The sequence below is a fragment of the Pseudoalteromonas sp. SW0106-04 genome (assembly GCF_001293805.1).
GTDB classification, from domain to species: domain Bacteria; phylum Pseudomonadota; class Gammaproteobacteria; order Enterobacterales; family Alteromonadaceae; genus Pseudoalteromonas; species Pseudoalteromonas ruthenica.
The window spans coordinates 1-23,980 of record NZ_BCAI01000007.1; the positions used below are offsets into that span (position 1 = coordinate 1).

Consider the following 23,980-nt stretch of genomic DNA (forward strand, 5'->3'; position numbering starts at 1 on the left):
GTAGGCCAGGCTTGAGCCTTGCATCACCTTAGTCAGGATAAATCCTGACCCACAACACAGCACCATCGATCACCACACCTGTAGGCAAGGCTTTTAGCCTTGCATACCCCAGTCAGGATAAACCCTGACCCACAACACAGCACCTTTGTCAGGGTAGAACCCTGGCCTGCAAATCTCGAGCCTGACCTACATTGTATAGACATCGATTTACGGGCATAAAAAAACCGCTAAAAAGCGGCTTTCTTGGTTAAAACAATAGGAGGGTTACTGTTCCCAATAGGCTTGCTCTAGGCAATCCTCGCGCTCCGGTAGACCCCGGGTTAAACGTGGTGAATGTTGCACTAGCACTTCATAACTTGCACGGTTCGCATACTTACTGATCTGAGCTAAAGAAGAGTAAGTGATCGCTTGCTGACCATGCTTGGCTGAGTTTGGCACATTTAACTTGTGGTACTCATTAGCGCTAATATCATGCAGTACAGCAGCTAGCGCGCAATCACCGGCGCCATTGGTGTTCTTAATGCTATCTGGCCCACCCATAAATGGGGCGGTATGGCTATAAGCACGCACAGGCTGTTGGCAATCTTGCTTGCGCATGGCACGTGAAAACTCATAACGGTTAAAGTCAGCGATTGCACCTGGAAGGAGTGGGTACTCAGTGGCGCGTTTATGCTGATCATCAACATAGCCGGCCATAAACATACCTTTTTCACCGGCGGTACAAATCACAAAGTCGACCCATTCTAGAGCTTTGTCTGCCGCTAATAGTGGATCTTCAAAACCGGTAATGGCTAGGCCTTCTTCTTCGTTCATAGCAAGAATATCAACATGATCATTTACAAAGTTGGCCCACCATGTAGGGTCTTGCTCAATAAGAAACTTGGTGCCGAGCGTCAGCACCACAGGTACCCCGGCTTCGTTTGCGTACTTTACCGCTTGCATAGTGGCTTCGGTCATTGTTTCGTTGCCTTGCGTACGCATAAGGTAGGCACTAATCACCAAAGCAGATGATTCTTGGATCAGGTTCTTATCTATGGACTCAGGGCGTAAGTGATTCATTAACCCTGCGCTAATGGCGAAGGTACGTTCGCCACTTTCATCAATCAGTGTAAAGCAACGGCCTATGGGGCCATCTACAGGTTGCAGATAATTAAGGTCTACACGGCTTGAGGTGTTACATAAAAAGCGATAGGCATAACTACCAATTTTGATATTTTCGCTCATTACGCCAAGTAGCACCGAACGATCATCAGCCAGCACTGAGTAGTTGTGCATGGTATTGCCTACGGTACCGCCAGCAAACTCGTAATCAACCATATCGTTGAGCTTGAGCCGATCATAGAGGGCATTGGTAACGTCACTGTCAATAACCTGTGACATGCCACGCTGCAGCCCGAATTCATCTAAGAATGCCTGATCGACCTTGGCTTCAATATCCACCACGATCTGATCTATGCCTACAATGTAGCTGCGCTTCAACCGCGATTCGGGGTTGATTTGATTAGTAAGTGGATCTTTATCTTCCACCGGGAAATAATGTTTATGTCTTCGGCGACCAGGAAACTTCATGACTTACCCGTTTTCGGTGTCCATAGAACAAAAAAAGCGGCGAATTATAGCTTAATTTTGGGTGTGCAGGCTATGGTACGAACCATAAAATCCGCTAAATAGTGAGAATGTGTTAATACTAGACTCAGAAAATTCTAATAATGAGTGTAAAGCATAGTCGAGAATTTGCTGATGTTAGCGAGAGGATTCGCCGCGCACTTGCCGATATTGCTTGGTATAATTGCTGTTCCTAAGTAGTTAAAAGATACCCTATGACCGAGCTAAATGACGAATACTGGATGGCGAAAGCCTTAGCCTGTGCCGATAAGGCCGAGCAACTCGGTGAGATCCCAGTCGGTGCTGTACTAGTCAAAGATGGTGAGCTAATTGCCGAGGGCTGGAATCAATCGATCACCCTTAACGACCCGTCGGCCCATGCTGAAATGATGGCGGTGCGTGCAGCTGGAGTGGCCCTTAATAACTATCGGCTTATTGACTGCACTTTGTACGTCACGCTGGAGCCATGCTCAATGTGTGCTGGTTTACTCGTTCATAGTCGCATTGCGCGGCTAGTCTTTGGTGCCAATGATTTAAAAACGGGTTCTGCGGGGTCTATTATGAACCTAGTGCAGGAGCCTCGGCTTAATCATCAAGTTGAAGTCACCAAAGGGGTGCTTGAGCAGCAGTGTGCAACTAAGTTATCTGCGTTTTTTAAGCGACGTCGGCAAGAGCATAAGGAGAGAAAAAAGGCGCGTCAGCAACGCCAGGGGGAAGGGGGTTAGGCCTCCGCCAAGCGTTGCTTTTCTAGTTCTTCCATTTGTTGCATAGCAAACAAGCGGCGACGCCACAAAATCTTATTGTGGGTATTTTTACGGGTTACTCGACGACGATTAGTCGATGAAAATAGTACATTTCGCTTAAAGCGATGCGTTCTACGGCGTTTTAGCATAGTGTATTCTCCTTGAAAGTGTGAGAGGGGAGAGCTGCCAATGAAAACACGATTAAATGACAGTTTTATGGCGTTCCGGCCGATTCTTCCTTGGCGCTAGCGTTGTTGGCCACCAAAGCATCGTTTTCATCTAACCATACTAGGGTGTCGTAGTAGCGCCGAATATTGTCTACGTAAGTTACCGCAACGTCTCCGCGCGCATAACCGTATTTAGTTGTACGATAATAGCGTTTCTTGATCAACAGCGGTAGGTATTTTTTCACATCGGCCCACTTGTCTTTATCGTCACCGGCACGTTCGGTTAGGATCCGCGCATCATTTACATGGCCCCAGCCGACATTATATGACGCTAAGGCAAACCAAGTACGGTCAGGTTGGGCAATACGATCAGGTATGCGTTCAATAAGATAACGTAAGTACTCGGCACCGCCGCGAATATTCTGCTCTGGTTTGAGTCGACTGGTAACGCCCACCTGTTTTGCCGTTGGTAAAGTCAGCATCATAATACCGCGTACCCCAGTGGGTGATTTTGCCAAGGGGTCCCACATTGACTCTTGATAACTAAGAGCAGCCAGTAAGCGCCAGTCTAACTCTTGTGCATACTGCTTAAACCAAGGCATATAAGTCGGTAAGGTATCGGCAACGGCCTCAATAAATGCCAGGGTGTTAACATAGTTAAACTGGCGTACGTGGCCAAAGTATTTCTCTTCCAAGGCGTAAAGACGCTTGTTCGCTTTTGCCTCACCGAAAAATTCCACAACCAAGGCATAAAGTGAGTCGTCGTTATCTTGGCGCAGTACCCAGCCAATTGGGTCATTGCGGGTCACGGAAAAGCCAATGCTCAGGTTCGGGTGGTAACGGCGAAACAGTGCCAAGGCGTGGGAGTCGGCAATGGTGTAGTCGATATCGCCGTCGATAATGGCTTGCAGTAACTCTGCTTCATCCATTTCGTCGGTTTCACTCCAACTCAGTTGAGGGTACTGTTTTTTATAACGATGTAGAGTTTGCGAGTGGCTGCTGCGGGCCAGTACCGTTAAGTTGCCCTCTAAGTCATCAAAGTCGCGCGGCCGTACTCGACCTTGTTTGTAAACCAGCTTTTGACTAATAGTGCGGTAACTGGGGCCAAAACGGTACAGTTCGGCACGGCTTGGGGTGTAGCCAATGCCCGATGCGACCAGGTCTAATGAGCCATTATCAAGGCGCTGAAACATATCGTTAAGGCTAAAGAACGGCACGATATCTAGCTCTACACCTAGGTAGTTAGCAAAATCTTGGGCAAGTTCGTATTCAAACCCTTGCTCCCCTTGAGGGGCTTGGTAATAATTGCTGGCACCGGCCAGGGTGCCCACGCGCAACGTGTTGCTTTGATGAATACGCTCTAATTGGCTAGGTTTTTGCGGCTCACTGCAGCCTACGAGCACCCAGATACTCACAATTAACCAAACGAATCTCACGGCTTGCCCCTTTACCCCGATACCACCACTTATAACAAAACCAAGGCTTGGCGTCACCTCTACTTTAGCCATAGAAAGTGAGGCTTATAAGGTTTCCCTTCAATAGCGGACAATCGTCCTTGCCAGCGGTCCTTTAACTCGCATTTTTAACGAAATTAAGTATAATGCGCGGCAACTGTCGTTCAATCCTTAACCCCGGATGATATTACCTATGTTAATCCTGCGTGGTGCGCCAGCACTTTCCGATTTTCGTGTTCAAAAAGTGCTTACTCAATGTAAGCAAGCCAACCTTCCTGTAACTAACGTCTACGCCGAATTTATGCACTTTGCTGATGTCACAGCAGCACTGAATTCTGACGAGCACAGCAAGCTGGAAAAGCTGCTTACTTATGGGCCGCATATTCCTGAACATGAGCCCCAAGGGACACTTATTTTAGTTACCCCGCGTCCAGGCACAATTTCGCCATGGGCGTCTAAGGCCACCGACATTGCTCACAATTGTGGATTAACTCAGGTACATCGTATCGAGCGCGGCATCGCCTATTATGTTGAAGGTGATTTGAGTGTTTGCCAGCTTAATGACGTGGCTGCCTTGTTACACGACCGCATGACCGAAGCAACGCACCGCGATATGGATGATGCCGCGAAACTGTTTCGTACCGATGAGCCGCGAGCCATGTCATCGGTGGACATCCTTGGCGGAGGCCGTGAGGCGCTAGCTAAAGCGAATGTTGAACAAGGCTTTGCCCTTGCAGACGACGAGATTGATTATCTGGTAGAGAACTTCCAGAAACTCGGCCGTAACCCGAACGACATTGAATTGTTTATGTTCGCGCAGGCGAACTCAGAGCATTGCCGTCACAAAATCTTTAATGCAGATTGGACCATTGACGGCACAGAGCAGCCCAAGTCGCTGTTCAAAATGATCAAAAACACCTTCGAGCAAAATAGCGTCAACGTATTATCTGCATACAAAGACAATGCAGCGGTGATGAAAGGCTCAGTGGCCGGTCGTTTCTTCCCTGATTTCAGTGGTGAATACACTTATCACCAAGAAAACATCGAAATTTTGATGAAGGTTGAAACCCACAACCACCCAACCGCGATTTCGCCATTCTCCGGGGCATCAACGGGCTCGGGCGGTGAAATCCGTGATGAAGGTGCTACAGGCCGAGGCTCTAAGCCAAAAGCTGGTTTGGTAGGCTTTAGCGTATCTAACCTACGCATTCCAGGTTTTGAACAACCATGGGAGAGCGAATACGGTAAACCAGGGCGCATTGTTGAAGCGCTGGATATCATGATTGATGGCCCGCTAGGCGGCGCCGCGTTTAACAATGAGTTTGGTCGTCCAAACCTACTGGGTTACTTCCGTACCTATGAAGAGCGAGTTAAGAGCCACAATGGCGAGGAAGTGCGCGGTTATCACAAGCCTATTATGATTGCCGGTGGTTTAGGTAACATTCGCACTGATCATGTACAAAAAGGCGAGATCCCGGTAGGCGCGAAGCTTATTGTGTTGGGCGGCCCGGCAATGAATATTGGCTTGGGAGGCGGAGCGGCTTCGTCTATGGCGTCAGGACAGTCCAATGAAGATCTCGACTTTGCTTCGGTACAACGTGAAAACCCAGAAATGGAACGTCGCTGTCAAGAAGTCATCGATAAATGTTGGCAGCTAGGCGATGACAACCCGATTGCTTTTATCCACGATGTGGGCGCCGGTGGCTTGTCAAATGCCTTCCCTGAATTAGTGGATGATGGCGGCCGAGGGGGCGATTTTGAATTGCGGAACGTGCCAAACGATGAGCCCGGTATGGCGCCGCATGAGATTTGGTGTAATGAATCCCAAGAGCGTTACGTGCTGGCGGTAGCAGAAGAAAACTTCGCTCGCTTTGAGCAAATATGTCAACGTGAGCGCGCCGAGTACGCAGTTATCGGTACTGCGACCGAAGAACGTCACTTACGGGTTTCTGACTCGCACTTCAACAATAACCCAGTGGATCTGCCGCTTGATGTGTTATTGGGTAAAGCGCCGAAAATGCACCGTGATGTCAGCACCAAGCAGGCTCAGGGTGAAGCGCTTAATACCAGCGCTATTACCGTACAAGACGCGGTGCAACGACTACTGCGCTTGCCAGCAGTTGCTGAAAAAACCTTCTTAATCACCATTGGCGACCGCTCCGTAACCGGTTTGGTTGCCCGTGACCAAATGGTTGGCCCTTGGCAGGTGCCGGTGGCCAACTGTGCCGTGACAGCTGCTGCGTACGACACCTATCATGGTGAGGCGATGTCTATGGGTGAACGTACACCTGCGGCACTGCTTAATTATGGTGCTTCAGCGCGTTTAGCGGTCGCAGAGTCACTGACCAATATTGCCTGTGCTGATATTGGCTCATTGAATAACATTAAGCTGTCAGCAAACTGGATGGCGGCAGCCGGGCACCCCGGTGAAGACGCCGGTTTATATGAAGCGGTTAAGGCCGTGGGTGAAGAGCTGTGTCCAGCCTTGGGCTTAACCATCCCGGTAGGCAAAGACTCAATGTCAATGAAGACCACATGGCAAGATAATGGTGAAGACAAGGCCGTGACCGCGCCGCTGTCTTTGGTTATCACTGCGTTTGGTCGTGTTGAAGACATTCGTAAAACGGTCACGCCACAGCTGCGCACCGATAAGGGCGATTCAACGCTCTTACTTATCGACTTGGGGGCTGGCCAAAACCGTATGGGGGCATCAAGCTTGGCGCAGGTATACAAGCAACTGGGTGACAAAACTCCAGATGTTGATAGCCCTGAGCTATTAAAAGGCTTCTTCGAGGCAATGCAAGCGCTGATAAGCGAAGAAAAACTACTGGCTTACCATGACCGCTCTGACGGTGGTTTATTCGTAACTGCTGCTGAGATGGCCTTCGCGGGTCACACTGGCGTAACGCTAGAGCTAGACGCGTTAGCGGGGTCTGATTTAGAGGTTCTATTCAACGAAGAGTTGGGTGCCGTTATTCAGGTTCGCAATGATGACCTAGACGCGGTGAAGGCCATCCTTGCCGAGAACGGCCTGGCGGCATTAAGCCATGAAATTGGTACCTTGAACGATGCTGATCAGCTGATTATTAACCGTGGTGGTCATGCAATCGTGGATAATAGCCGTACCGAGCTGCGTTTAGCGTGGGCGGAAACCACTTATCAAATGCAGTCTCTGCGTGATAACCCAGCCTGTGCTCGCCAAGAGCATGATGCCAAAGCTGATGCCAATGACCCAGGTCTTAACGTGAAGCTGAGCTTCGACATTAATGAAGATGTCGCCGCGCCTTATATTGCCACTGGCGCTAAGCCACAAATGGCTATCTTGCGTGAGCAAGGCGTTAACTCACACGTTGAGATGGCGGCGGCATTTAACCGTGCAGGCTTTGCCGCTGTTGACGTACACATGAGTGATATTCTAGAGGGGCGCTTAACGCTAGAGCAATTCAAAGGCCTTGTGGCGTGCGGTGGCTTCTCATATGGTGACGTACTCGGGGCCGGTGAAGGCTGGGCGAAGTCCATTCTATTTAATGACATGGCACGCGAGCAGTTCCAAGGCTTCTTCGAGCGTCAAGATACCTTCAGCTTGGGTGTGTGTAATGGCTGTCAGATGCTATCAACATTGCGCGAGCTGATCCCAGGCACGGAGCATTGGCCACGTTTTGTGACCAACCAAAGCGAGCGTTTTGAAGCGCGCGCAACCTTGGTCGAAGTACAAGACAGCCCATCGGTGTTCTTCAGCGGTATGGCGGGTTCACGTATGCCAATTGCGGTGTCACACGGTGAAGGCCGTGCCGAATTTGCTAATGAAGCGGCTATTCAAACAGCAGTGAACTCCGGGACTGTGGCGGTGAAATACGTAGATAACTACGGTAACCCAACCATGCAATACCCGGCGAACCCCAATGGTTCACCACAGGCAATCTCGGGTATGACCTCTACAGATGGTCGTGCCACCGTGATGATGCCACACCCAGAGCGGGTATTCCGCGCGGTAGCGAACTCATGGCACCCAGATGAGTGGCAAGAAGACAGCCCATGGATGCGTATGTTCCGCAACGCGCGCAAGCACATTGGCTAACTATCTAGTGCTTATCTAATCTAAAAAGGCTGCCTTGGCAGCCTTTTTTGTGGCTCTTATTGATGTGTTCCAATCAGCTTCGCTTCATGAGAAACTTTTAAAATGATCACCTACCATTTGCCGCTTTAAGGAAAACTATGCTGCGCAAGCTGTTGATTGGATTAGCAGTGATAGGGCTCACTCTAGCTACCGCCTACTTATTTCGCATTGAGCTCACCTTTATGGTAGCAAAACAGTACCTTGATGCCGATGAAGCAGAGTTAACCTGTGCTGATTGGCAATGGGGGAGCGGGCTGACCACAATCACAGTCAATAAGTTATGTGTAGGTTATCGCCAGCATCGGCTTGTTATTGAGCAGGCGCGAATCACACCGCAGCACATCGATATTGAAAAAGCAGCCCTAACTCTGGCTAAGCAACAAACTCAATCATCCAGTGATACTGGTAAACCTCAGGCGCTTAATTTGCCGCTGACAGACAGTCGTCCGTTGGTAACTGTTGAATCCCTTTTCGTGTACACGCCTTATGCCACTGCGCCTGTGCGTATGACGGTAAGTGAGCCGCAACTCAATCAGTGGGTGTTAAATGGTGATATAGCCGGTGATATCGCCATAACCTCGCAGCATATCGATTATGAACTGCATGCCAATCAAGCCTTAAGAGCCCGGCTTATGGCTGTGGCGGAGCCATCACTCATGCGCTTTAATATCTCTCAGTGGGCATTGCCGGAGCTACAAGTACAAGGGCGCTATTACGGAAACCGCATCGATAACCAGATCACTATTGCCAGCCAAGCTACTTGGCAACATACGCCTTGCCCGGTGCAGGTGAGTAGCCAGGGCCGCATCGAGGTGCGCTCCAAGAATATGCGTCGCTTTAGCTTAGACACCAGTGCACTGACAACGCACTTGCGAGCGCAGGCTCAATGTGACTATCAAGCCAGCCTAAAACCCTATTTCCCAGAGCTGCTCGAGGGGTCATGGCAGCTAACGTTGGCCGAGCCAAGGGTGAGTATAGATAAAAGCGAGGTGGAGCTCGCGCAAGTGCTGCTTACGCATAACAGCGAACAGACTAAAGTGGGTGTTCGCTTAGAGGCGCCGCGTGCCAATTGGCGCACAGCACAGGTGGCTGCCGATTATGCTTTACAGCTAGAAACCCAGTCGTTAGGGCGGCTTAGTGTTTCGGGGCAGGCAACTGAGCAGCGCATTAGCGGCGCCTTTAAAGGTCAAGTAGCCGCGCCGGTGGGTGAAAACGTGCATGTTGCCCCCGTAAGTGCCACTGGCGAGTTCGACCATAACTTTGCTGGGGCTACTGCGCTGCATGGGCAACTGAAAACCGCACAGTTAACAATGACGCCTTATTCTGGCGAACAGGTAGCGGTTACTGTTGATGCCACTATCAGCGCAGATAACTCGATTTCAGCGCGCTTGGAGACCGTTGCAGCTGTTGCGGCGAGTGCTGATATTAAACTCCTTGATGTCGAGCAAAATTATCAGGTACAGGCTGACCTGGGGGCAGGGCGGCGCAGCGCTCAGGTTGAGGTGCAAAGCCGTATTGGGCAACTAGATTCTGCGCAGCTGAGATTAAGTGAGCTCAGTGTCGATAGTCGAGTTGATATTGCTCGCAGCATTGATGGTGAGCACCTTATCTCATGGCAGCAGGCGCAAGCTTTGGTTAAGCACAGTTGGCAAGAAACGGCTTTTCCTATCACCGTGGTATTGCCGCCGACGCCTTTGCCTTCATTGCAAGCCATTGCCAGTCAATTGGCCCCCGAGTTGTCACTGACCGCTGGCACACTCAGCGCTCAATTACACGGGGATGCCCGTCTTCAGCGCATGCAATGGCAGCTAGAGGTGGACGACGCCAGCGTGCTTTATCAGAGTTACTTAGCTGAAAATATCAGTACGTCGCCGCAAGGACAGTGGAATTCAGGGCAACTTCAGCTCGATGATACTAGCTTTACTATTTCCCAACTACGCGCTGGACCGGTGTTGTCACAGGTGCAAGGGCTCTGGGGTTATGACCAAGATGCCTACCTCAAAGAGGTGCAGGCCGAGGTGTTAGGTGGCACTTTGTCGCTGGATAAACTTTATGTGACGGGACTAACGAAGCGCCGTGCTCCCACCTTAGTTGAGGTAGCACAAATTAATGCCCAAAGCCTACTGGCGCTAGAGCCACAGCAGGGCATTGAGATCACAGGGGTATTGGCAGCAAAACTACCAATACGGTTAGAGGAGCAGGGAGTCAGTGTCGAAAATGGCCGTATTTATTCGCAAGCTCCGGGTAAATTGACGATTAAAGATAACGCCGCCTTCGATGCGGTGAAAGCACAGCAGGCAGAGCTTGGGCCGATGTTGGGCATGTTGGAAAACATAGATATCAACAGCATCAACGCCGATGTTGATTTAAAAACCGATGGTTGGTTAACCATGGCGATGCAATTAAAAGGGGAAAACCCCGAGCACCAGCAAGCTGTAAATTTTAACTATAATCATCAAGAAAATATCTATACCCTATTTAAGGCGCTGCGCTTAAGTGATGAAATCACTAAGAAAGTGGAGCAAGAGTATCAAGCGAAGGAGTAAGCGAATGAGCAAACTATCGCTGGTGGCGGTGGTCGCTATGTTAACTTTAATGGGATGCACCCATAAGGTTGAGGTAGAGAGTAAAGAGCCAATCACCATCAACCTAAATGTCAAAGTCGATCATGAGATCCGCGTCAAAGTGGATAAAGAACTCGACGAATTATTCAGCGATGACAGCGAGCTTTTCTAGGAGGGGTTATGAAACTAGTTAAATGGAGTATGTTAGTCAGTGCCGCCATGTTGGCCTTCAGTGCCTGGGCGCTAACTTTAGACCAAGCTAAGGCGCAAGGTATCGTCGGCGAAACCAGCAACGGCTATTTAGCCTTAGTACAAAATAACAGTGAGGCGCAAAAGCTAATTGCCGAGATTAACGCTAAGCGTAAAGCCAAGTATTTATCATTGGCGAAGAAAAATGGTATCAGTTTGAGCCAAGTGGAGGCGTTAGCAGGCGCCAAAGCTATCGAAAAAACGACCGCAGGGCATATGGTTAAAGTCGACGGCCAGTGGCGCAAAAAGTAACACTAGGGTGAGCACAGCGCAGTAGCACGCTGCACTTTTTGCCGCTCAAAATGCCCAGCGCTATCAGTAGGTATAGCACTGGGCGGGCAAAAGAAAGGTAAACTAGGCGATTTGTCGTTCTGCCAAGCTCAGCTCCATGGTGGCTTTGAGCAAACGATACAGGTTGATGGATGCATCGATTTCCTGTTTACGGTTCGTTAGTGACTCGATATTCAACCCCAGCGGCACATCCAGATGGGCGCAGCTACGTAAGATCAAATCTAAGTTTTCGCGGCAGATGCGCACCGACTCACTCAAGGTGTTTTCGGCATCAAGCATGCGCCACTTAGTTGCCTCTGGTACGGAAATCCCCAACCACTGCATAAAATCCAGCGTTTTTTCACCGCCACAAGGGGTGAAGGTCAGAATAATACGCTGTGGCGAGAGCCCTTGCTGGCGGCAGCTGCGGGCATAACTGGTGATTAGATCAATGGTCGCTTGCGCATCGTAAACCGCCTGAGAGATAAAAAACTGACACCCTTGCGCCGTTTTGGTCAGCAAGCGCTCATGTTCATTGCGCTTATTAGCGTGGCGCTCAGCAATGGTCACGCCACCTAAAAAGAAGTCTTGGTGATGAGCGGCAATCTGGGTGTAGGCATCATTTAAGCTTAGCTTGATATCCCCTTGTGACGACGGACTTCCGACTAAGACTAAGTTATTTAAATCATGGTCATTGGCGGTGCTATCAAGCCATTGATTAAATTCATCCTGATTGCGCTGAGCCACACTTTTATAGGTGATCACATCGGCGCGTGATAAGCGCCGCAATAACTGGCCATAATCACGTGGGTCAATGGTGTGTTTGAATGGGAAGGGGCGCGGCGTACTGATGCGACTGCTCTCGTCCTGAATGTCATAAACCACCACACCGTCATATTCAATTTCGTGTAAACGGCCAAGCAGCTTTTCGGCAATTGCGCGCATGGCAACTTCATCAGTATCTGCTTTAGGTGGCGTAGTGCCAATTAAATACACGCCCTGACGGGGGTCCTCTATTTTTTCTCGCAGTGATAAAGCCATGGTTCTCATTCCCAGCAATTGACAATGAAATAACTATAACAGCCATTTAGACGTCTAAATGGCTTTTTATAATGAAACTTACTCAACTCGAGTGAATTTGCTTCAAGTTAAACCGTTATTCAGCATGATCCGAACGTTATACCCATTATGTCGTGGCTGACATATTTGTTTACAGCAAAGTGATGCCCCTAAGGTGCGTTTGCGATGTGATTTATTGCATAATGAGGAAGCTAAAAAACAACAAAACATCAAGGTTGAAGATGAAACTCTCTCTATTAGCGACAGGTGTCGCTTTCGCGCTCACTCTTGGCGGTTGCCAAAGCACGCAAACGACGACCAGCACCCCAACGGCTGCTGAGGCCGCGTCACAGTCACAAGCAGTGTTCTCTCAGGACTATGTACTTGAAGAGCTTGATAATGGTCTGCGAGTCATGGTGGTGAAAACAGACTACCCCGATGTAGTGTCATTACAAATCCCGGTGTCTGTAGGCTCACGCAATGAGGTGGAACCAGGAAAAACCGGCTTTGCACACTTCTTTGAACACATGATGTTCAAAGGCTCTGAGAAATTTCCTGCACACGTATATGCAGATATCTTGAAAAACTCCGGGGTCGATAATCGCGCCTACACCACGAACGATTACACCAATTATCACCTTAACTTCTCCAAAGAGCACCTTGATAAGGTGCTAGAAATTGAAGCGGATATCTTCCAAAACTTGAGTTACAGTGAAGAGCAATTCCGCACCGAAGCGCTGACCGTCAAAGGCGAATACTTAAAGAATAACGCCAGTCCTATCCGTAAGTTACTAGCGGCGGTGCGTAATGAGGCCTTTGATAAGCATACCTATAAACACACCACCATGGGCTTTTTTGCCGACATTGAAGCCATGCCAGATCAAAGTGAATACGGGCAAACCTTTTTCGAGCGCTTTTATAAGCCGGAATATGTCTCTTTGGTAATTGTCGGTGATGTTGACCCGCAAGCGACCATCGCGATGGTGAAAAAGCACTGGGGCAATTGGCAGCAAGGGGATTATCAAGCCGATATTCCTGTTGAACCGCAACAGCAGGCGCCTCGTTATGTGCATGAGCAATACGAAGGGCTACCCGGACACTGGTTATTAGTGTCATACAAAGGTGCAGCATGGCAGCCGCAGAAAAAAGACCGCGCGGCGCTTGATTTGCTCTCACAACTATACTTTTCTGAGAACTCAGATTTGTATCAGGAGCTGGTTGTTGATAAACAAATTGCCAGCCAAATGTTCACCTACAACCCGGAAACCAAAGACCCAGGCTTGATGCATGTGTTTGTGAAGGTGGATGATGAGCAGCACCTCACTACCGTGCGCGATGCTATCAACCGCACTTATGCCAAGGCACGTACAGAGTTGGTCGATGAAAGCCGGCTACAAGCCTTGAAATCGCACCAAAAGTACAGCTTTATTAACAGCTTAGATTCATCACAAAGCATCGCTTCAACCCTTGCGCGGTACATGCATTTCGAGCGTGACCCTGAGGTGATCAACACCTTGTATGCCACCGCCGATAATATTAGTGCCGAAGATATTCGCACCATGGCGAATAAGTACTTTGTCGATAATAACCGCACCACGGTGACGATGTCGGCTAGTGAGTCGGTCGCAGGCTTTGCCAACGAGGTGCGCCTTGATGCTTTAGTCGCTGAGCATCAAAATAAGCCTACCGAGCGCCATTTCACCGTGCTCGATAACACGAATAGTTCGCCGCTGGTGGATGTTAACTGGTTATTCTACACCGGCGCGGCTGCCGACCCAGAGGGCAAAAAAGGTCTGGCGGCACTGACTGCGGCAATGATTGCCAAAGGCGGCAGTGAGTCACAAAGCTATAAAGATATTCAAAAGGCTTTATATCCCATGGCGGGGAGCTTTAGCTATCAAATTGATAAGGAAATGATGTCGTTTCGTGGTCGTATTCATAAAGACAATGCTGACAAATGGTATGCCTTGGTGAGCGAGCAATTGCTAAACCCTGGGTTTCGCGAAGACGACTTCCAGCGGCTGCAAAAGGAGCTTATCGATAGCATTAAATCGGGCTTAAAAGCGTCTAACGATGAGGAGCTGGGCAAGGAGGTACTGTATAGCAAGCTGTATCAAGGTCACCCCTATGAAAGTTATAATTACGGCGACTTATCTGATCTGGAAAATATTACCTTAGCGGATGTGCGGGCCTTTTATCAGCAACAGCTGACCCAAAGTAAACTGCACTTGGGTATTACTGGAGCCATGCCACAAAAGCTGAAAACGCAGCTGTTAACGGACCTACAGGGCTTACCAAAAGGTGAGCAACGCCGCCTTAATGTGCCTGACGCTCCAGCGCTTGATGGGCGTTACGCGACTATTGTCGAAAAGTCGGCAAAATCAACGGCAGTGTCGTTTGGCTTCCCTATTGATACCACGCGATCGCATAAAGACTGGACAGCATTATGGTTAGTGCGTTCATACTTAGGTGAGCACCGTAACTCGAACGCCCAGTTATTCCAGCGTATTCGTCAGGTTAGGGGGATGAACTATGGCGACTATGCCTACATCGAGTACTTCCCTCGTGGTATGTTCCAAACTAAACCAGATGCCAACCTAGGACGTTCTGAGCAAATCTTCCAGGTATGGTTAAGGCCGCTGCGCTCAAATAACGATGCTCACTTTGCTACTCGCACCGCTTTATTCGAGCTCGATAAACTCATTGCCAATGGCATGAGCGAAGCGGACTTTGAAGCAACGCGAAACTTCTTAAGTAACTATGTGCCGCAACTGGTAGCCAGCCAAGACCGACAGCTAGGCTATGCCCTAGATAGTCGCTTTTACGACACCGATAACTTTGTCGACTATGTGCGTGAGCAGCTCAGTAGCCTAAGCGTCGAAGATGTAAATCGGGTGATCAGTGAGAATCTACAAAGCGACAATATGCACTATGTGTTTGTTACTGGAGATGGCGCCGATATGCAGCAACGACTAGCCTCGGAGCAGGAATCACCGCTGCAGTACAACACTGAGAAACCGCAATCGCTGCTTGACGAAGACAAGCAAATTCAAAGCTATCCTTTGCGTATTCCCGCTGAGAATATAGAGGTGTTGGCGGTCGACACCGTCTTTGAATAAGCATTAATCTGCACGAAAAGCCGCTGTTGATGAGCGGCTTTTTTATTGCTGTGTTTCTGCTATGGTAATGAGCGACAACTCATTTGTATGCCATGGAGGGACATAATGTCAGCCAAGCTATTATTGGGGCCTATTCTTGGCCTTGAATCAGATACCCTGTATACCTTTGTCTTTGTGACCGATAACAATGTGCAGCAATGTCATGTTGTATTGGGTGGGCAGAACCTAGAGGCGGTTGAAATCGGTTCCCTCAGTGCGGGGAAGGTATGGAAAGCCCGTATCGAACTTGACACCTCAGGTTACTTGGATTACCGCATTGCTATTCACGGCGAGGACGCCGCAGACCAACAAGGCCAAAAGCTGTGGACATTTTACGTGCCTGAGCAGGGAGAAAAGCCGCGCCTGGCCTATGCCTCATGTAATGGCTTTTCCGATTATAAGATGATGAATGCCACAGAAAAACCTTACTACTTATGGCGTGAAATGCATGCACAACACCAACAGGCGCCATTTTCGCTGCTGTTAATGGGAGGCGATCAGGTTTACGCCGACTCCATATGGTCTCAAGTCCCCACATTACAGCGTTGGAATGAACTTGATAAAGAGCAGAAAATAACGCGCCAAGTTAGCAAAGAGATGCGCAACCAAGTGACGCGATTTTATAGCCAACTTTATTTGGCTCGCTGGAATAAAGCGCCAATGGCGGCGATGCTGGCTTCAGTGCCATCGTTAATGATGTGGGATGATCACGATATTTTCGATGGCTGGGGGAGTTACCCTGATGATTTGCAGAGTTGCCCCGTGTATCAGTGTATCTATGAGGCGGCCCGTGAGGTGTTCACTTTGTTGCAATTGCGCGGCAGCGATAACCACAGTTTATTTGCCGGTGAACAAGGTTGTGACTTTTCATTTGCGCTGAGATTTCGCGATTACCATATTTTGGCCCTGGATAACCGCTCTGAGCGCAGTTTAAGCCAGGTGATGTCGGATACTTGTTGGGCCCATGTGACCGATTACCTCGATAGCCAATGCCAACAAGGAGATTTGTTGGTGATGACTGCGGTGCCTGTGGTCTATCGTGATTTCTCTTTCGCTGAGCGTGCGGTTGATGCCACCCCTTGGCAAGAAGAGCTGACTGATGATTTAAAAGATCATTGGCGGGCAAAAGAGCATGAAGGGGAGCGCGCTCGTTTAATTATGCGACTCATTGATAATGCCAAGCAACGTCAAGGCAAAACTGTGTTGCTGTCGGGGGATGTGCATGTGGGGGCTCTGGGAGTGATCAGGGCGCCACAATCTCAAGGCGCGGTGAAAATTCACCAAGTGGTGTCCTCGGGGATTGTGCACCCGGCGCCGACCTTTATGCAGTGGCTCGGGATTTGTGCGATCACCAATGACGATTTGGAATACATTGATGAAGGGGAGCAAATTACGGCTTCCATGCTGCGCCCATTTGGCTCAGCAAAGTACATTCGCGCTCGTAATTTTGTGTCCATGTGCCAAGGTGATGACGGCAAACTATGGGTCAACTGGCTCATTGAAGGCAAAGATAAGCCGAGTTATCCCATTAACTAGAGAGTAAAAAGGCCTCTTTAGGGAGGCCTTTTTTAACTACTTTTTGGCTTTGATTTTAGCCTTGGCTTTTTTGCGCTTGGCTTTGATCTTGGCCGGATCTTTTTTCTTTTTCGGTGGCAACTTAGGCTCTTTATGTTGTGGCTCTAAGCCCTTTATTTTGCGCCGTTTCAGTACTTGATCGGTATAACGCTCTATTTTGCCAACCATGGCCACATCATGGGCCTCAACCAAGGAAATAGCGGTGCCTTTTTTACCTGCACGGGCCGTGCGGCCAATGCGGTGCACGTATACATCGGCCGTGCGTGGCATATCAAAGTTGATGACATGGCTGATATCGCTGACATCAATGCCGCGTGCGGCGACATCTGTGGCCACCAAAATATTAGTGCGACCACTGTGAAAGCTAGCCATGGCTGCCATGCGTTTATCCTGTGGCATCTCGCCACGTAGCCATGTGGTTTTTATATCATTAGTATAAAGCTCGCCCACTAACTTTTCTAAACGCTCGCGGGTTTTCACAAACACCACGGCCTTTTCCACATCACTTTGTTTCAATAGATGGGTCAGTAGTGCCAACTTGTGCTCGTAATCATCGGCCAAGTGAACCCATTGTAAGATCTTGCCGCGCTCGCGACGCGAGGGTGAAGCTTCAAGTTTAGCGGGCTCATTAAGGATTCGCTCGGAGAACTTTTCTACTGCTTCGCCTTCCAAGGTGGCCGAAAATAGCAGACATTGGCGTCGGTTTTTGGCTTCCTCACAGATGCGCAGCATTTCTTTGCGAAAGCCCATATCTAGCATGCGATCGGCTTCATCGAGGATCAACATTTCCACATCCTCGGCATGGAAGTTTTCGGTATCCAAATACTCCATTAATCGCCCAGGAGTGGCAATCAGCACATCGTTGTTCTTTTCAAAGATTTCTTTATGACTGCCGTAGTTGATGCCCCCGGTCACCACGCCAATTTTCAGATGCGTGTGGGCTGCGAGATTTTCACACTGCTCATGGACTTGGTAAGCAAGTTCGCGCGTTGGTGCCATGATCAGCACGCGAGCGAAACCTGGGTTACGACGCGGGTGGTCGAGTAAGTATTGAATTGCAGGGATCAAGAACGCTGCCGTTTTCCCTGTGCCCGTTGGTGCACCCGCAAGTACGTCGCGACCATCAAGGGCCTCTGGGATGGCGAGCTGTTGGATGCTGGTGGCTTTGCTAAAGCCCATGGCATCAATGGCTTTTAAAAGCGCGGCATCAAGATCAAAATCGGCAAATTGCATAAAGGAGTCAAAATGAAGGACAATTGCGTTAATTATACGTGGCACATACACAAACACAAAGGGCAAAAGTGGCAGGATTTAACTTTAAACGCTTCTCCATCGCACAAGACAACGTCGCCATGAAGGTCTCAACCGATGGCATCTTGCTCGGTGTGTGGGCCGATGTCAGCCAGGCGCGGCGTATATTGGATGTGGGCACGGGCACAGGGCTACTGGCGTTAATGGCTAAGCAGCGGGCGCCCGACGCGTGGGTGCACGGCATTGATATTGAACCGGATGCTTGCACTCAAGCGCAGCTTAATGTTGCTGCGAGCCCTTGGTCTGAGGTGGCTATAAGCCGCTGTGATGCCAATACCTTCACGCCCGAGCAAGCGGTTGATTTAGTGATCAGTAATCCACCGTATTTCGATAATGCCCTTAAAGCCGGAAGCGACAAACGCACGTTGGCGCGTCATACCGATAGTTTACCTTTTAGTGAACTACTGGGTGTGTGGCAGCGAGCCAGCCACAGCCAGACTGAGTTGGCGGTGATTTTGCCACTATCTGGCGCCGAGCAATTAAATCAATTGGTGCTGCAACAAGGGGGATATTTACGCCGTTGTTGTCGAGTGAAAACCACCGCCACTAAAGCCGTAACGCGCTGTTTAATGCAGTGGAGTTGGCAGCAAAGTGATTGCCATTATAGCGAGTTGGTGATCCATCAAGGCGATGATTACAGCGGCGAGTATCGCGCATTGTGTCAGGATTTTTACCTGCGTTTTTGATTTTTCAGTGCCTTTGTCTCTGTAATGAATACGTATTCAATTGCCACAGTGATGCACTCAGTCTAGTGTTAAGTTTTTGTAAATCAAGCTTCAGGCTAATAACGAAAATGAGACACACTATGACAACTAAAACCCTCCTCGCTGCGAGCCTCTCGTTAGGTCTTGCAATCCCGGCGACAAGTTATGCCGCCCCGACCACCTTTGTTCACTTGTTTGAATGGAATTGGTCAGATATTGCTCAAGAATGTGAGCAGTTCTTAGGCCCCAAAGGCTACGCTGCCGTGCAGGTGTCACCGCCCAATGAGCATATCCAAGGCAGCCAATGGTGGACTCGCTACCAACCGGTCAGTTATGAGCTCACCAGTCGCGGTGGCAATCGCAGCGAGTTCATTGATATGGTTCAGCGTTGTGGCGAGGCCGGCGTAGATATCTATGTTGATACCCTGATTAATCACATGGCGGCGGGCAGTGGTGTTGGCACGGCAGGACACAGCTATGGAGATAAATATTTCCCAGATTACAGCCCACAAGACTTCCATACTAGCTGCGCTATCAATCCTGAAGATTATGGCAATGACCGTTGGCGCGTGCAGCATTGTGAATTGGTGGGCCTCGCGGACCTAGACACCGATGCCGAGTATGTGCAAAACACCTTAGCCAATTACATTAACTCACTGCAAAGCCTAGGGGTGAAAGGGTTTCGTTTTGATGCTGCGAAACATGTTGCAGCAGATGATATTGCCAGCTTAATGAGCAAGGTGGTAGGCAACCCAGTGGTATTCCAAGAGGTGATTGATCAAGGCGGTGAGGCTGTCAGCGCTTCGGAATATCTGGCCACAGGCTTGGTCACCGAATTTAAATACAGCACCGAGCTTGGCAACACCTTTCGCAATGGCAAACTCGCCTGGTTGAGCAATTTTGGTGAAGGGTGGGGGTTTATGCCAAGCTCCTCAGCAGTGGTGTTCGTCGATAATCACGACAACCAACGTGGTCACGGTGGGGGCGGTAATGTGATCACCTATGCCGATGGCCGTTTATATGATTTAGCGAACGTATTTATGCTTGCCTATCCCTATGGTTACCCTAAGGTGATGTCGAGTTATGACTATCACGGCGATACCGATGCCGGTGGGCCCAGTGTGCCGGTGCATAATAACGGCGAGTTAGAATGCTTTGGCAGCAACTGGCAGTGCGAACACCGGTGGTCTTATATCGCCGGTGGCGTGGATTTTCGCAATAACACCACCGAGCACTGGCAAGTGACGCAGTGGTGGGATAATGGCAATAACCAAATAGCCTTTGGCCGGGCGGATGCCGGGCATGTGGCCATTAACAAGGAAGAGTTCGCGTTGCAGGCGACGATCGCCACCGACATGGCTCCAGGGCGCTATTGCAATGTACTGAAAGGTGCGCTGAGTGAAGATGGCAGTCGCTGTAGCGCTGAGGTCATTACCGTACAACCCGATGGCACTATTAACCTTGATGTGGCCCCTTGGGATGCGATGGCTATTCATCATCAAGCCAAATTACCTGCCGTTGATGACGGTGACTGGCAGCGCACGGTGATCTTTATCAACGCACCCACCGCAAGCGGCGAGGATCTATTTCTACGCGGCGGCATTGACCACCACTATGCCAACACCACACAAGGGCGCGATTGCCAAACAAGTAATTACCAATGTGCCATGCCTATTCGTCACAACAACCTACGTAACACCACCACAGCGCCGTGGAAAATCAATGATAACTACCTTGATTGGTATGGTACTGAGGCGGGGCAAAGCAGTGAGGCTCCCGGCAGTGCGACCGACTGGACCACCGACCTTTGGCCCAGCGACTGGGGCACTGAGCGCACCGTGAGTGTTGATGGTTATGGGGTGACAACGCTTAATACGTGGGGGCCGCATTATTGGATGCTGGATGTTGAGATGGATTGCAGCCGCGCGGTGAATGGCTGGTTTGAAATTAAAGCCTTTGTGCGCAATGGCCAAGGCTGGGAGGGAGATATTAATCAGCCGAATAGCCCTTATGCGAGCGCAAATCATTTTGCACAATGTGGCAAAATAAACACCTTTGAATTCAATAGCGATACCGCACTCATACAAAGTTTTTAGCCTTTATTACCCAAGTCAGGAGCGGCTAAATCATCCTGACTTGGGTTAGTCGATAGGTTAAAGACCATTTTTTAACCTTATGTACTAAGGTGAAATTGTAGCCCTAAGGTTTTGAGTTCAATCGGCATGTGCGAAGGTTACTCTTTCGATAACTTATATAAGCCGGGGAGCAATAATGAAACACCTAGTGAGAGTAGCAATACTAACGCCACTCTTAACACATCCAAGGTAAAGAAATCACTCAGCGCTCTTTCTAAAGCGAGCATCAAGAGGACTGAAATAGCCGATGTGTATTTTCTTCTTTGAGTAAACTCATGAAGCGATTTGCACTTCACGCACCTGTACTTGGTGGAATGAGAAGATAGCTCAAACCATGCGAGAGATATTTTGTGTCCACAGTTTAGGCATGTTATCGACATTTAGAGCATCCTTCTCAATTTTAAAACCTTGTCTACGGGTTTATGGCCCATTCCTCCATGATAACACCACACTCCCAAAGATGAATCTAGATAGCAAAAGCTTCGTAAGACTTTTATTACCGCAATTTCTTGCCTAGTTAATTGTCCATTTAATCCAACTCACAGCTACAGTAACTACGCTGCACTGGGCAGGTTTGTAATTGCTTAAGCGCTGCTAGCATCATTTTTACAGGCACAACAATAAAGTAGACGGAGGCAACAATCACCATAATGGGGTCGGCGTAGGCCGCATACACACTTAAATCGAAATAGGTGAGTAGGGCTGCGATGAAAAATCCGGCGATAACCGCAGCGCTAATCACCGCATCCATAAACCATTGCTTGGTTTCAGCTATTACCAAAGCAGATGCACTAGCTCGGGCTTTAATCACTGTGTAAGCACCTATACAAGCAAGCAGGTTGATGACACCAAATAACAGTGCGGCCGCAGTATTGATAGTGCGACCACCATCCATCATAGCCAGCAGGGCTGAGATAAAAGACACACTGCACATCAGTGCGATAACAAACCCCTTAAAAGCAATAACAATGGCGGGTAAGCGCTGACTTAGTAAGGCACGTCGTTGAGAGCTTGGCGAATTTAGATATGCGGCGGTAAGCAGTGAGATAGCCGTTAATAACACACTGACAAGGGAGTAAGCACCGTCAAATAAAATCACCAAGGAGTCTAACCATAGACCCAAAATGAGGCCTAATAAGGCTAGTAAAAGCGCGCTTATGCAAGAAAACAGCAATAGCTTCTGAGTATTTAAAGGAGACATCATAAACCATCTCACAATGGGAATGTGTTCAATAGCAATTAACAACTTGCTGCCAGTGTAATGTCATAGAACTCACTTCCAAAGCCGCTGAGCGACGATATTTACGTCGCTGAGAAGGCATAAACTTGCTATGGTAAATAAAACCAGCAAGATATCTGCGGCACGGTATGAAAGTCAGTCAAATTGAAATATTTCTCGCTATTAGCGAATCGGGCTCTATTGCAGAGGCGGCGCGACGAATTGGCAAAAGCCGCACGACGTTAAGCTCGGCACTTACCGCCCTTGAGGATGAACTTGGCGTTGAGCTGCTTACTCGCACCGGTAATCAAGTCTCGTTAACGAATATTGGTGAAGTGATTAAAAATGACTGTGAACGCTTGGCGATGATCGCCAACGACATCACCGGTCGCTGTCATCAGCACTTGCAAGGTGTTGAAGCCTCGCTGCGCATTGCCCGTGACGATGCTCTCCCTGAGGCTTACTGGCGACAACTGATTCATGAAATGAGCAGACAATTTCCTAGTATTAGCGTTTCTGTGTATATGGCGCCGCCGCCGGAGCTCAACGATATGGTGGAGCAAGGGGTCGTCGATATTGCTTATTGTCTGTTACCCCAAAGCCAGCAACTAACAAGTAGCCATCAAGTCAAGCTAGGTGAAATTCGTATGATGACCGTGGCCAGCAAAGGCCATCCGCTCACGACACTCAGCCAAGTAGTTAAAGCCGACCTGTCCAGGTATACCGAATTTGCGTTAGCAACTATTGATGAAACGGGGCTGCATGCGGTTACTCCAGTCTCAGGAAATTACATCGCGTTGCCTTTTTATGAGCACCTGCGCAATGCCGTGCTTGATGGCACCGGCTTTGCCAGTGTGCCCTCGGTTTTAATTAATCCCTATTTACGCGACGGCAGTGTTAAAGTTTTGAAGTACGATCAAGCGATGACATCGCAGGCCTATGGCATGATTCAAACCCGCTATAGCCAGCTTGGTCGGCTAAGCCAGTGGCTAGCGCAACAAATTGCTGCCTACCTGAGTGAATCTTAGCGGCTGGTTGAGAAAGCAAATAAGGTTATAACGCGCTGTACTCATTCATGATTTGCTCTATCCAAGTAGCAATGCGTTCATCACTTTTATCGTACTGACTGTCCTCATCTAGCGCTAAGCCAACAAAGTGAGATTGATCCTCTGTTAATGCTTTAGAAGCCTCAAATTCGTAGTCATTGCCATTGGGCCATTGGCCAATAAAGTGCACACCTTGTGGTTTAATTTCGTCGTGGAGCATACCCAGTGCATCTTGGAACCATTGGCCATAACCTTGCTGATCGCCCATTCCGAAAAGTGCGATCACTTTGCCACTCAAATTGACGCCACTGATATCATCCCAGTGCGACTCCCAATCCTCTTGGATTTCACCAAAGTCCCATGTTGATATCCCGAAGATTAGAAATTCGTAATCTTCAGCTTTTTTCAAAGGCTCATCTTGGATGTTGTATAAGTCCACCACCTCAGCACCAATGATGTCGCGGATTTTTTCCGCTGCTATTTCGGTGTAGCAGGTAGTCGAGCCATAAAATAAACCAATCTTCATAATCGCCGTACAACTGAGTGAGTAATGGCCGCAGTTTAACGTATCGGCTCGCGACTATCTATGGCGTGCTTTATGATA

17 protein-coding genes are annotated in these 23,980 nt (G+C 49.1%); 10 read left to right on the forward strand and 7 right to left on the reverse strand.

What is annotated here, in order from left to right:
- Nucleotides 1–264: 264 nt before the first annotated feature.
- The gene (locus tag W04_RS09355) at nt 265–1,569 is read right to left on the reverse strand and encodes an inosine/guanosine kinase (RefSeq protein ID WP_022944734.1); all 1,305 of its coding nucleotides are present in this window, start codon (nt 1,567–1,569) and stop codon (nt 265–267) included.
- Between the two features lie 251 nt (nt 1,570–1,820).
- Here W04_RS09355 and tadA point away from each other — a divergent pair, with 251 nt between their 5' ends.
- The gene (gene tadA, locus W04_RS09360; protein ID WP_053910643.1) at nt 1,821–2,330 is read left to right on the forward strand and encodes a tRNA adenosine(34) deaminase TadA; all 510 of its coding nucleotides are present in this window, start codon (nt 1,821–1,823) and stop codon (nt 2,328–2,330) included.
- Here tadA and W04_RS18970 read toward each other — a convergent pair.
- Together W04_RS18970 and mltF are read right to left on the reverse strand one after the other, a co-directional pair.
- The gene (locus W04_RS18970) at nt 2,327–2,497 is read right to left on the reverse strand and encodes a hypothetical protein (RefSeq protein ID WP_022944732.1); all 171 of its coding nucleotides are present in this window, start codon (nt 2,495–2,497) and stop codon (nt 2,327–2,329) included. The two genes, tadA and W04_RS18970, sit on opposite strands and share 4 nt — an antisense overlap.
- 65 nt (nt 2,498–2,562) lie before the next feature.
- Nucleotides 2,563–4,023, reverse strand: a complete 1,461-nt coding sequence (gene mltF, locus W04_RS09365) for a membrane-bound lytic murein transglycosylase MltF (RefSeq protein WP_082342200.1) — start codon at nt 4,021–4,023, stop codon at nt 2,563–2,565.
- Nucleotides 4,024–4,162: 139 nt separating this feature from the next.
- Here mltF and purL point away from each other — a divergent pair, with 139 nt between their 5' ends.
- The 4 genes from purL (at nt 4,163) to W04_RS09385 (ending at nt 11,151) form a co-directional block, all read left to right on the forward strand.
- Nucleotides 4,163–8,047, forward strand: coding sequence for a phosphoribosylformylglycinamidine synthase (gene purL / locus W04_RS09370; protein ID WP_053910644.1), 3,885 nt, complete (start codon nt 4,163–4,165; stop codon nt 8,045–8,047).
- Nucleotides 8,048–8,184: 137 nt separating this feature from the next.
- On the forward strand, nt 8,185–10,632 hold the full coding sequence (locus W04_RS09375; RefSeq protein WP_053910645.1) for a YdbH domain-containing protein: 2,448 nt from the start codon (nt 8,185–8,187) through the stop codon (nt 10,630–10,632).
- A 4-nt stretch (nt 10,633–10,636) separates the two neighbouring features.
- The gene (locus W04_RS09380; RefSeq protein WP_022944728.1) at nt 10,637–10,822 is read left to right on the forward strand and encodes a YnbE family lipoprotein; all 186 of its coding nucleotides are present in this window, start codon (nt 10,637–10,639) and stop codon (nt 10,820–10,822) included.
- A gap of 8 nt (nt 10,823–10,830) precedes the next feature.
- Nucleotides 10,831–11,151 (forward strand): YdbL family protein, encoded by a 321-nt coding sequence (locus W04_RS09385; protein ID WP_022944727.1) that lies wholly within the window; start codon nt 10,831–10,833, stop codon nt 11,149–11,151.
- Between the two features lie 102 nt (nt 11,152–11,253).
- On the opposite strand, the gene W04_RS09390 is transcribed toward W04_RS09385, so the two are convergent.
- A complete protein-coding gene (locus W04_RS09390) occupies nt 11,254–12,210 on the reverse strand; it encodes a methylenetetrahydrofolate reductase (protein ID WP_053910646.1) in 957 nt (318 codons plus the stop codon).
- A 260-nt stretch (nt 12,211–12,470) separates the two neighbouring features.
- Here W04_RS09390 and W04_RS09395 point away from each other — a divergent pair, with 260 nt between their 5' ends.
- Nucleotides 12,471–15,347, forward strand: a complete 2,877-nt coding sequence (locus W04_RS09395; protein ID WP_053910647.1) for a pitrilysin family protein — start codon at nt 12,471–12,473, stop codon at nt 15,345–15,347.
- A gap of 105 nt (nt 15,348–15,452) precedes the next feature.
- Entirely contained in the window at nt 15,453–16,922 is a 1,470-nt protein-coding gene (locus W04_RS09400; RefSeq protein ID WP_053910648.1) for an alkaline phosphatase D family protein, read from the forward strand.
- Between the two features lie 36 nt (nt 16,923–16,958).
- On the opposite strand, the gene srmB is transcribed toward W04_RS09400, so the two are convergent.
- Nucleotides 16,959–18,194, reverse strand: a complete 1,236-nt coding sequence (gene srmB, locus W04_RS09405; RefSeq protein ID WP_053910750.1) for an ATP-dependent RNA helicase SrmB — start codon at nt 18,192–18,194, stop codon at nt 16,959–16,961.
- A 68-nt stretch (nt 18,195–18,262) separates the two neighbouring features.
- Here srmB and W04_RS09410 point away from each other — a divergent pair, with 68 nt between their 5' ends.
- Together W04_RS09410 and W04_RS09415 are read left to right on the forward strand one after the other, a co-directional pair.
- Nucleotides 18,263–18,958, forward strand: coding sequence for a tRNA1(Val) (adenine(37)-N6)-methyltransferase (locus W04_RS09410; protein WP_053910649.1), 696 nt, complete (start codon nt 18,263–18,265; stop codon nt 18,956–18,958).
- Between the two features lie 119 nt (nt 18,959–19,077).
- A complete protein-coding gene (locus W04_RS09415) occupies nt 19,078–21,072 on the forward strand; it encodes an alpha-amylase family protein (protein WP_053910650.1) in 1,995 nt (664 codons plus the stop codon).
- Between the two features lie 568 nt (nt 21,073–21,640).
- Here W04_RS09415 and W04_RS09420 read toward each other — a convergent pair.
- Nucleotides 21,641–22,315 (reverse strand): cation transporter, encoded by a 675-nt coding sequence (locus W04_RS09420; protein WP_053910751.1) that lies wholly within the window; start codon nt 22,313–22,315, stop codon nt 21,641–21,643.
- 164 nt (nt 22,316–22,479) lie between these two features.
- On the opposite strand from W04_RS09420, the gene W04_RS09425 reads away from it, so the two are divergent.
- A complete protein-coding gene (locus W04_RS09425; protein WP_022943334.1) occupies nt 22,480–23,358 on the forward strand; it encodes a LysR family transcriptional regulator in 879 nt (292 codons plus the stop codon).
- A gap of 25 nt (nt 23,359–23,383) precedes the next feature.
- Here W04_RS09425 and fldB read toward each other — a convergent pair whose 3' ends face one another.
- Nucleotides 23,384–23,902 carry a flavodoxin FldB gene (gene fldB / locus W04_RS09430; protein ID WP_053910651.1) on the reverse strand — a complete coding sequence of 173 codons (519 nt, stop codon included), beginning with the start codon at nt 23,900–23,902 and terminating at the stop codon, nt 23,384–23,386.
- Nucleotides 23,903–23,980: the final 78 nt, after the last annotated feature.

Bases quoted from the DNA above. Each gene is read 5' to 3' on its own strand.
- mltF (WP_082342200.1), bottom strand. From the start codon at position 4,023: ATGGCTAAAGTAGAGGTGACGCCAAGCCTTGGTTTTGTTATAAGTGGT.
- W04_RS18970 (WP_022944732.1), bottom strand. From the start codon at position 2,497: ATGCTAAAACGCCGTAGAACGCATCGCTTTAAGCGAAATGTACTATTT.
- W04_RS09390 (WP_053910646.1), bottom strand. From the start codon at position 12,210: ATGGCTTTATCACTGCGAGAAAAAATAGAGGACCCCCGTCAGGGCGTG.
- tadA (WP_053910643.1), top strand. From the start codon at position 1,821: ATGACCGAGCTAAATGACGAATACTGGATGGCGAAAGCCTTAGCCTGT.
- W04_RS09420 (WP_053910751.1), bottom strand. From the start codon at position 22,315: ATGATGTCTCCTTTAAATACTCAGAAGCTATTGCTGTTTTCTTGCATA.
- srmB (WP_053910750.1), bottom strand. From the start codon at position 18,194: ATGCAATTTGCCGATTTTGATCTTGATGCCGCGCTTTTAAAAGCCATT.
- fldB (WP_053910651.1), bottom strand. From the start codon at position 23,902: ATGAAGATTGGTTTATTTTATGGCTCGACTACCTGCTACACCGAAATA.
- W04_RS09385 (WP_022944727.1), top strand. From the start codon at position 10,831: ATGAAACTAGTTAAATGGAGTATGTTAGTCAGTGCCGCCATGTTGGCC.
- W04_RS09395 (WP_053910647.1), top strand. From the start codon at position 12,471: ATGAAACTCTCTCTATTAGCGACAGGTGTCGCTTTCGCGCTCACTCTT.
- W04_RS09415 (WP_053910650.1), top strand. From the start codon at position 19,078: ATGACAACTAAAACCCTCCTCGCTGCGAGCCTCTCGTTAGGTCTTGCA.
- W04_RS09400 (WP_053910648.1), top strand. From the start codon at position 15,453: ATGTCAGCCAAGCTATTATTGGGGCCTATTCTTGGCCTTGAATCAGAT.
- W04_RS09375 (WP_053910645.1), top strand. From the start codon at position 8,185: ATGCTGCGCAAGCTGTTGATTGGATTAGCAGTGATAGGGCTCACTCTA.
- W04_RS09425 (WP_022943334.1), top strand. From the start codon at position 22,480: ATGAAAGTCAGTCAAATTGAAATATTTCTCGCTATTAGCGAATCGGGC.
- W04_RS09355 (WP_022944734.1), bottom strand. From the start codon at position 1,569: ATGAAGTTTCCTGGTCGCCGAAGACATAAACATTATTTCCCGGTGGAA.
- purL (WP_053910644.1), top strand. From the start codon at position 4,163: ATGTTAATCCTGCGTGGTGCGCCAGCACTTTCCGATTTTCGTGTTCAA.
- W04_RS09380 (WP_022944728.1), top strand. From the start codon at position 10,637: ATGAGCAAACTATCGCTGGTGGCGGTGGTCGCTATGTTAACTTTAATG.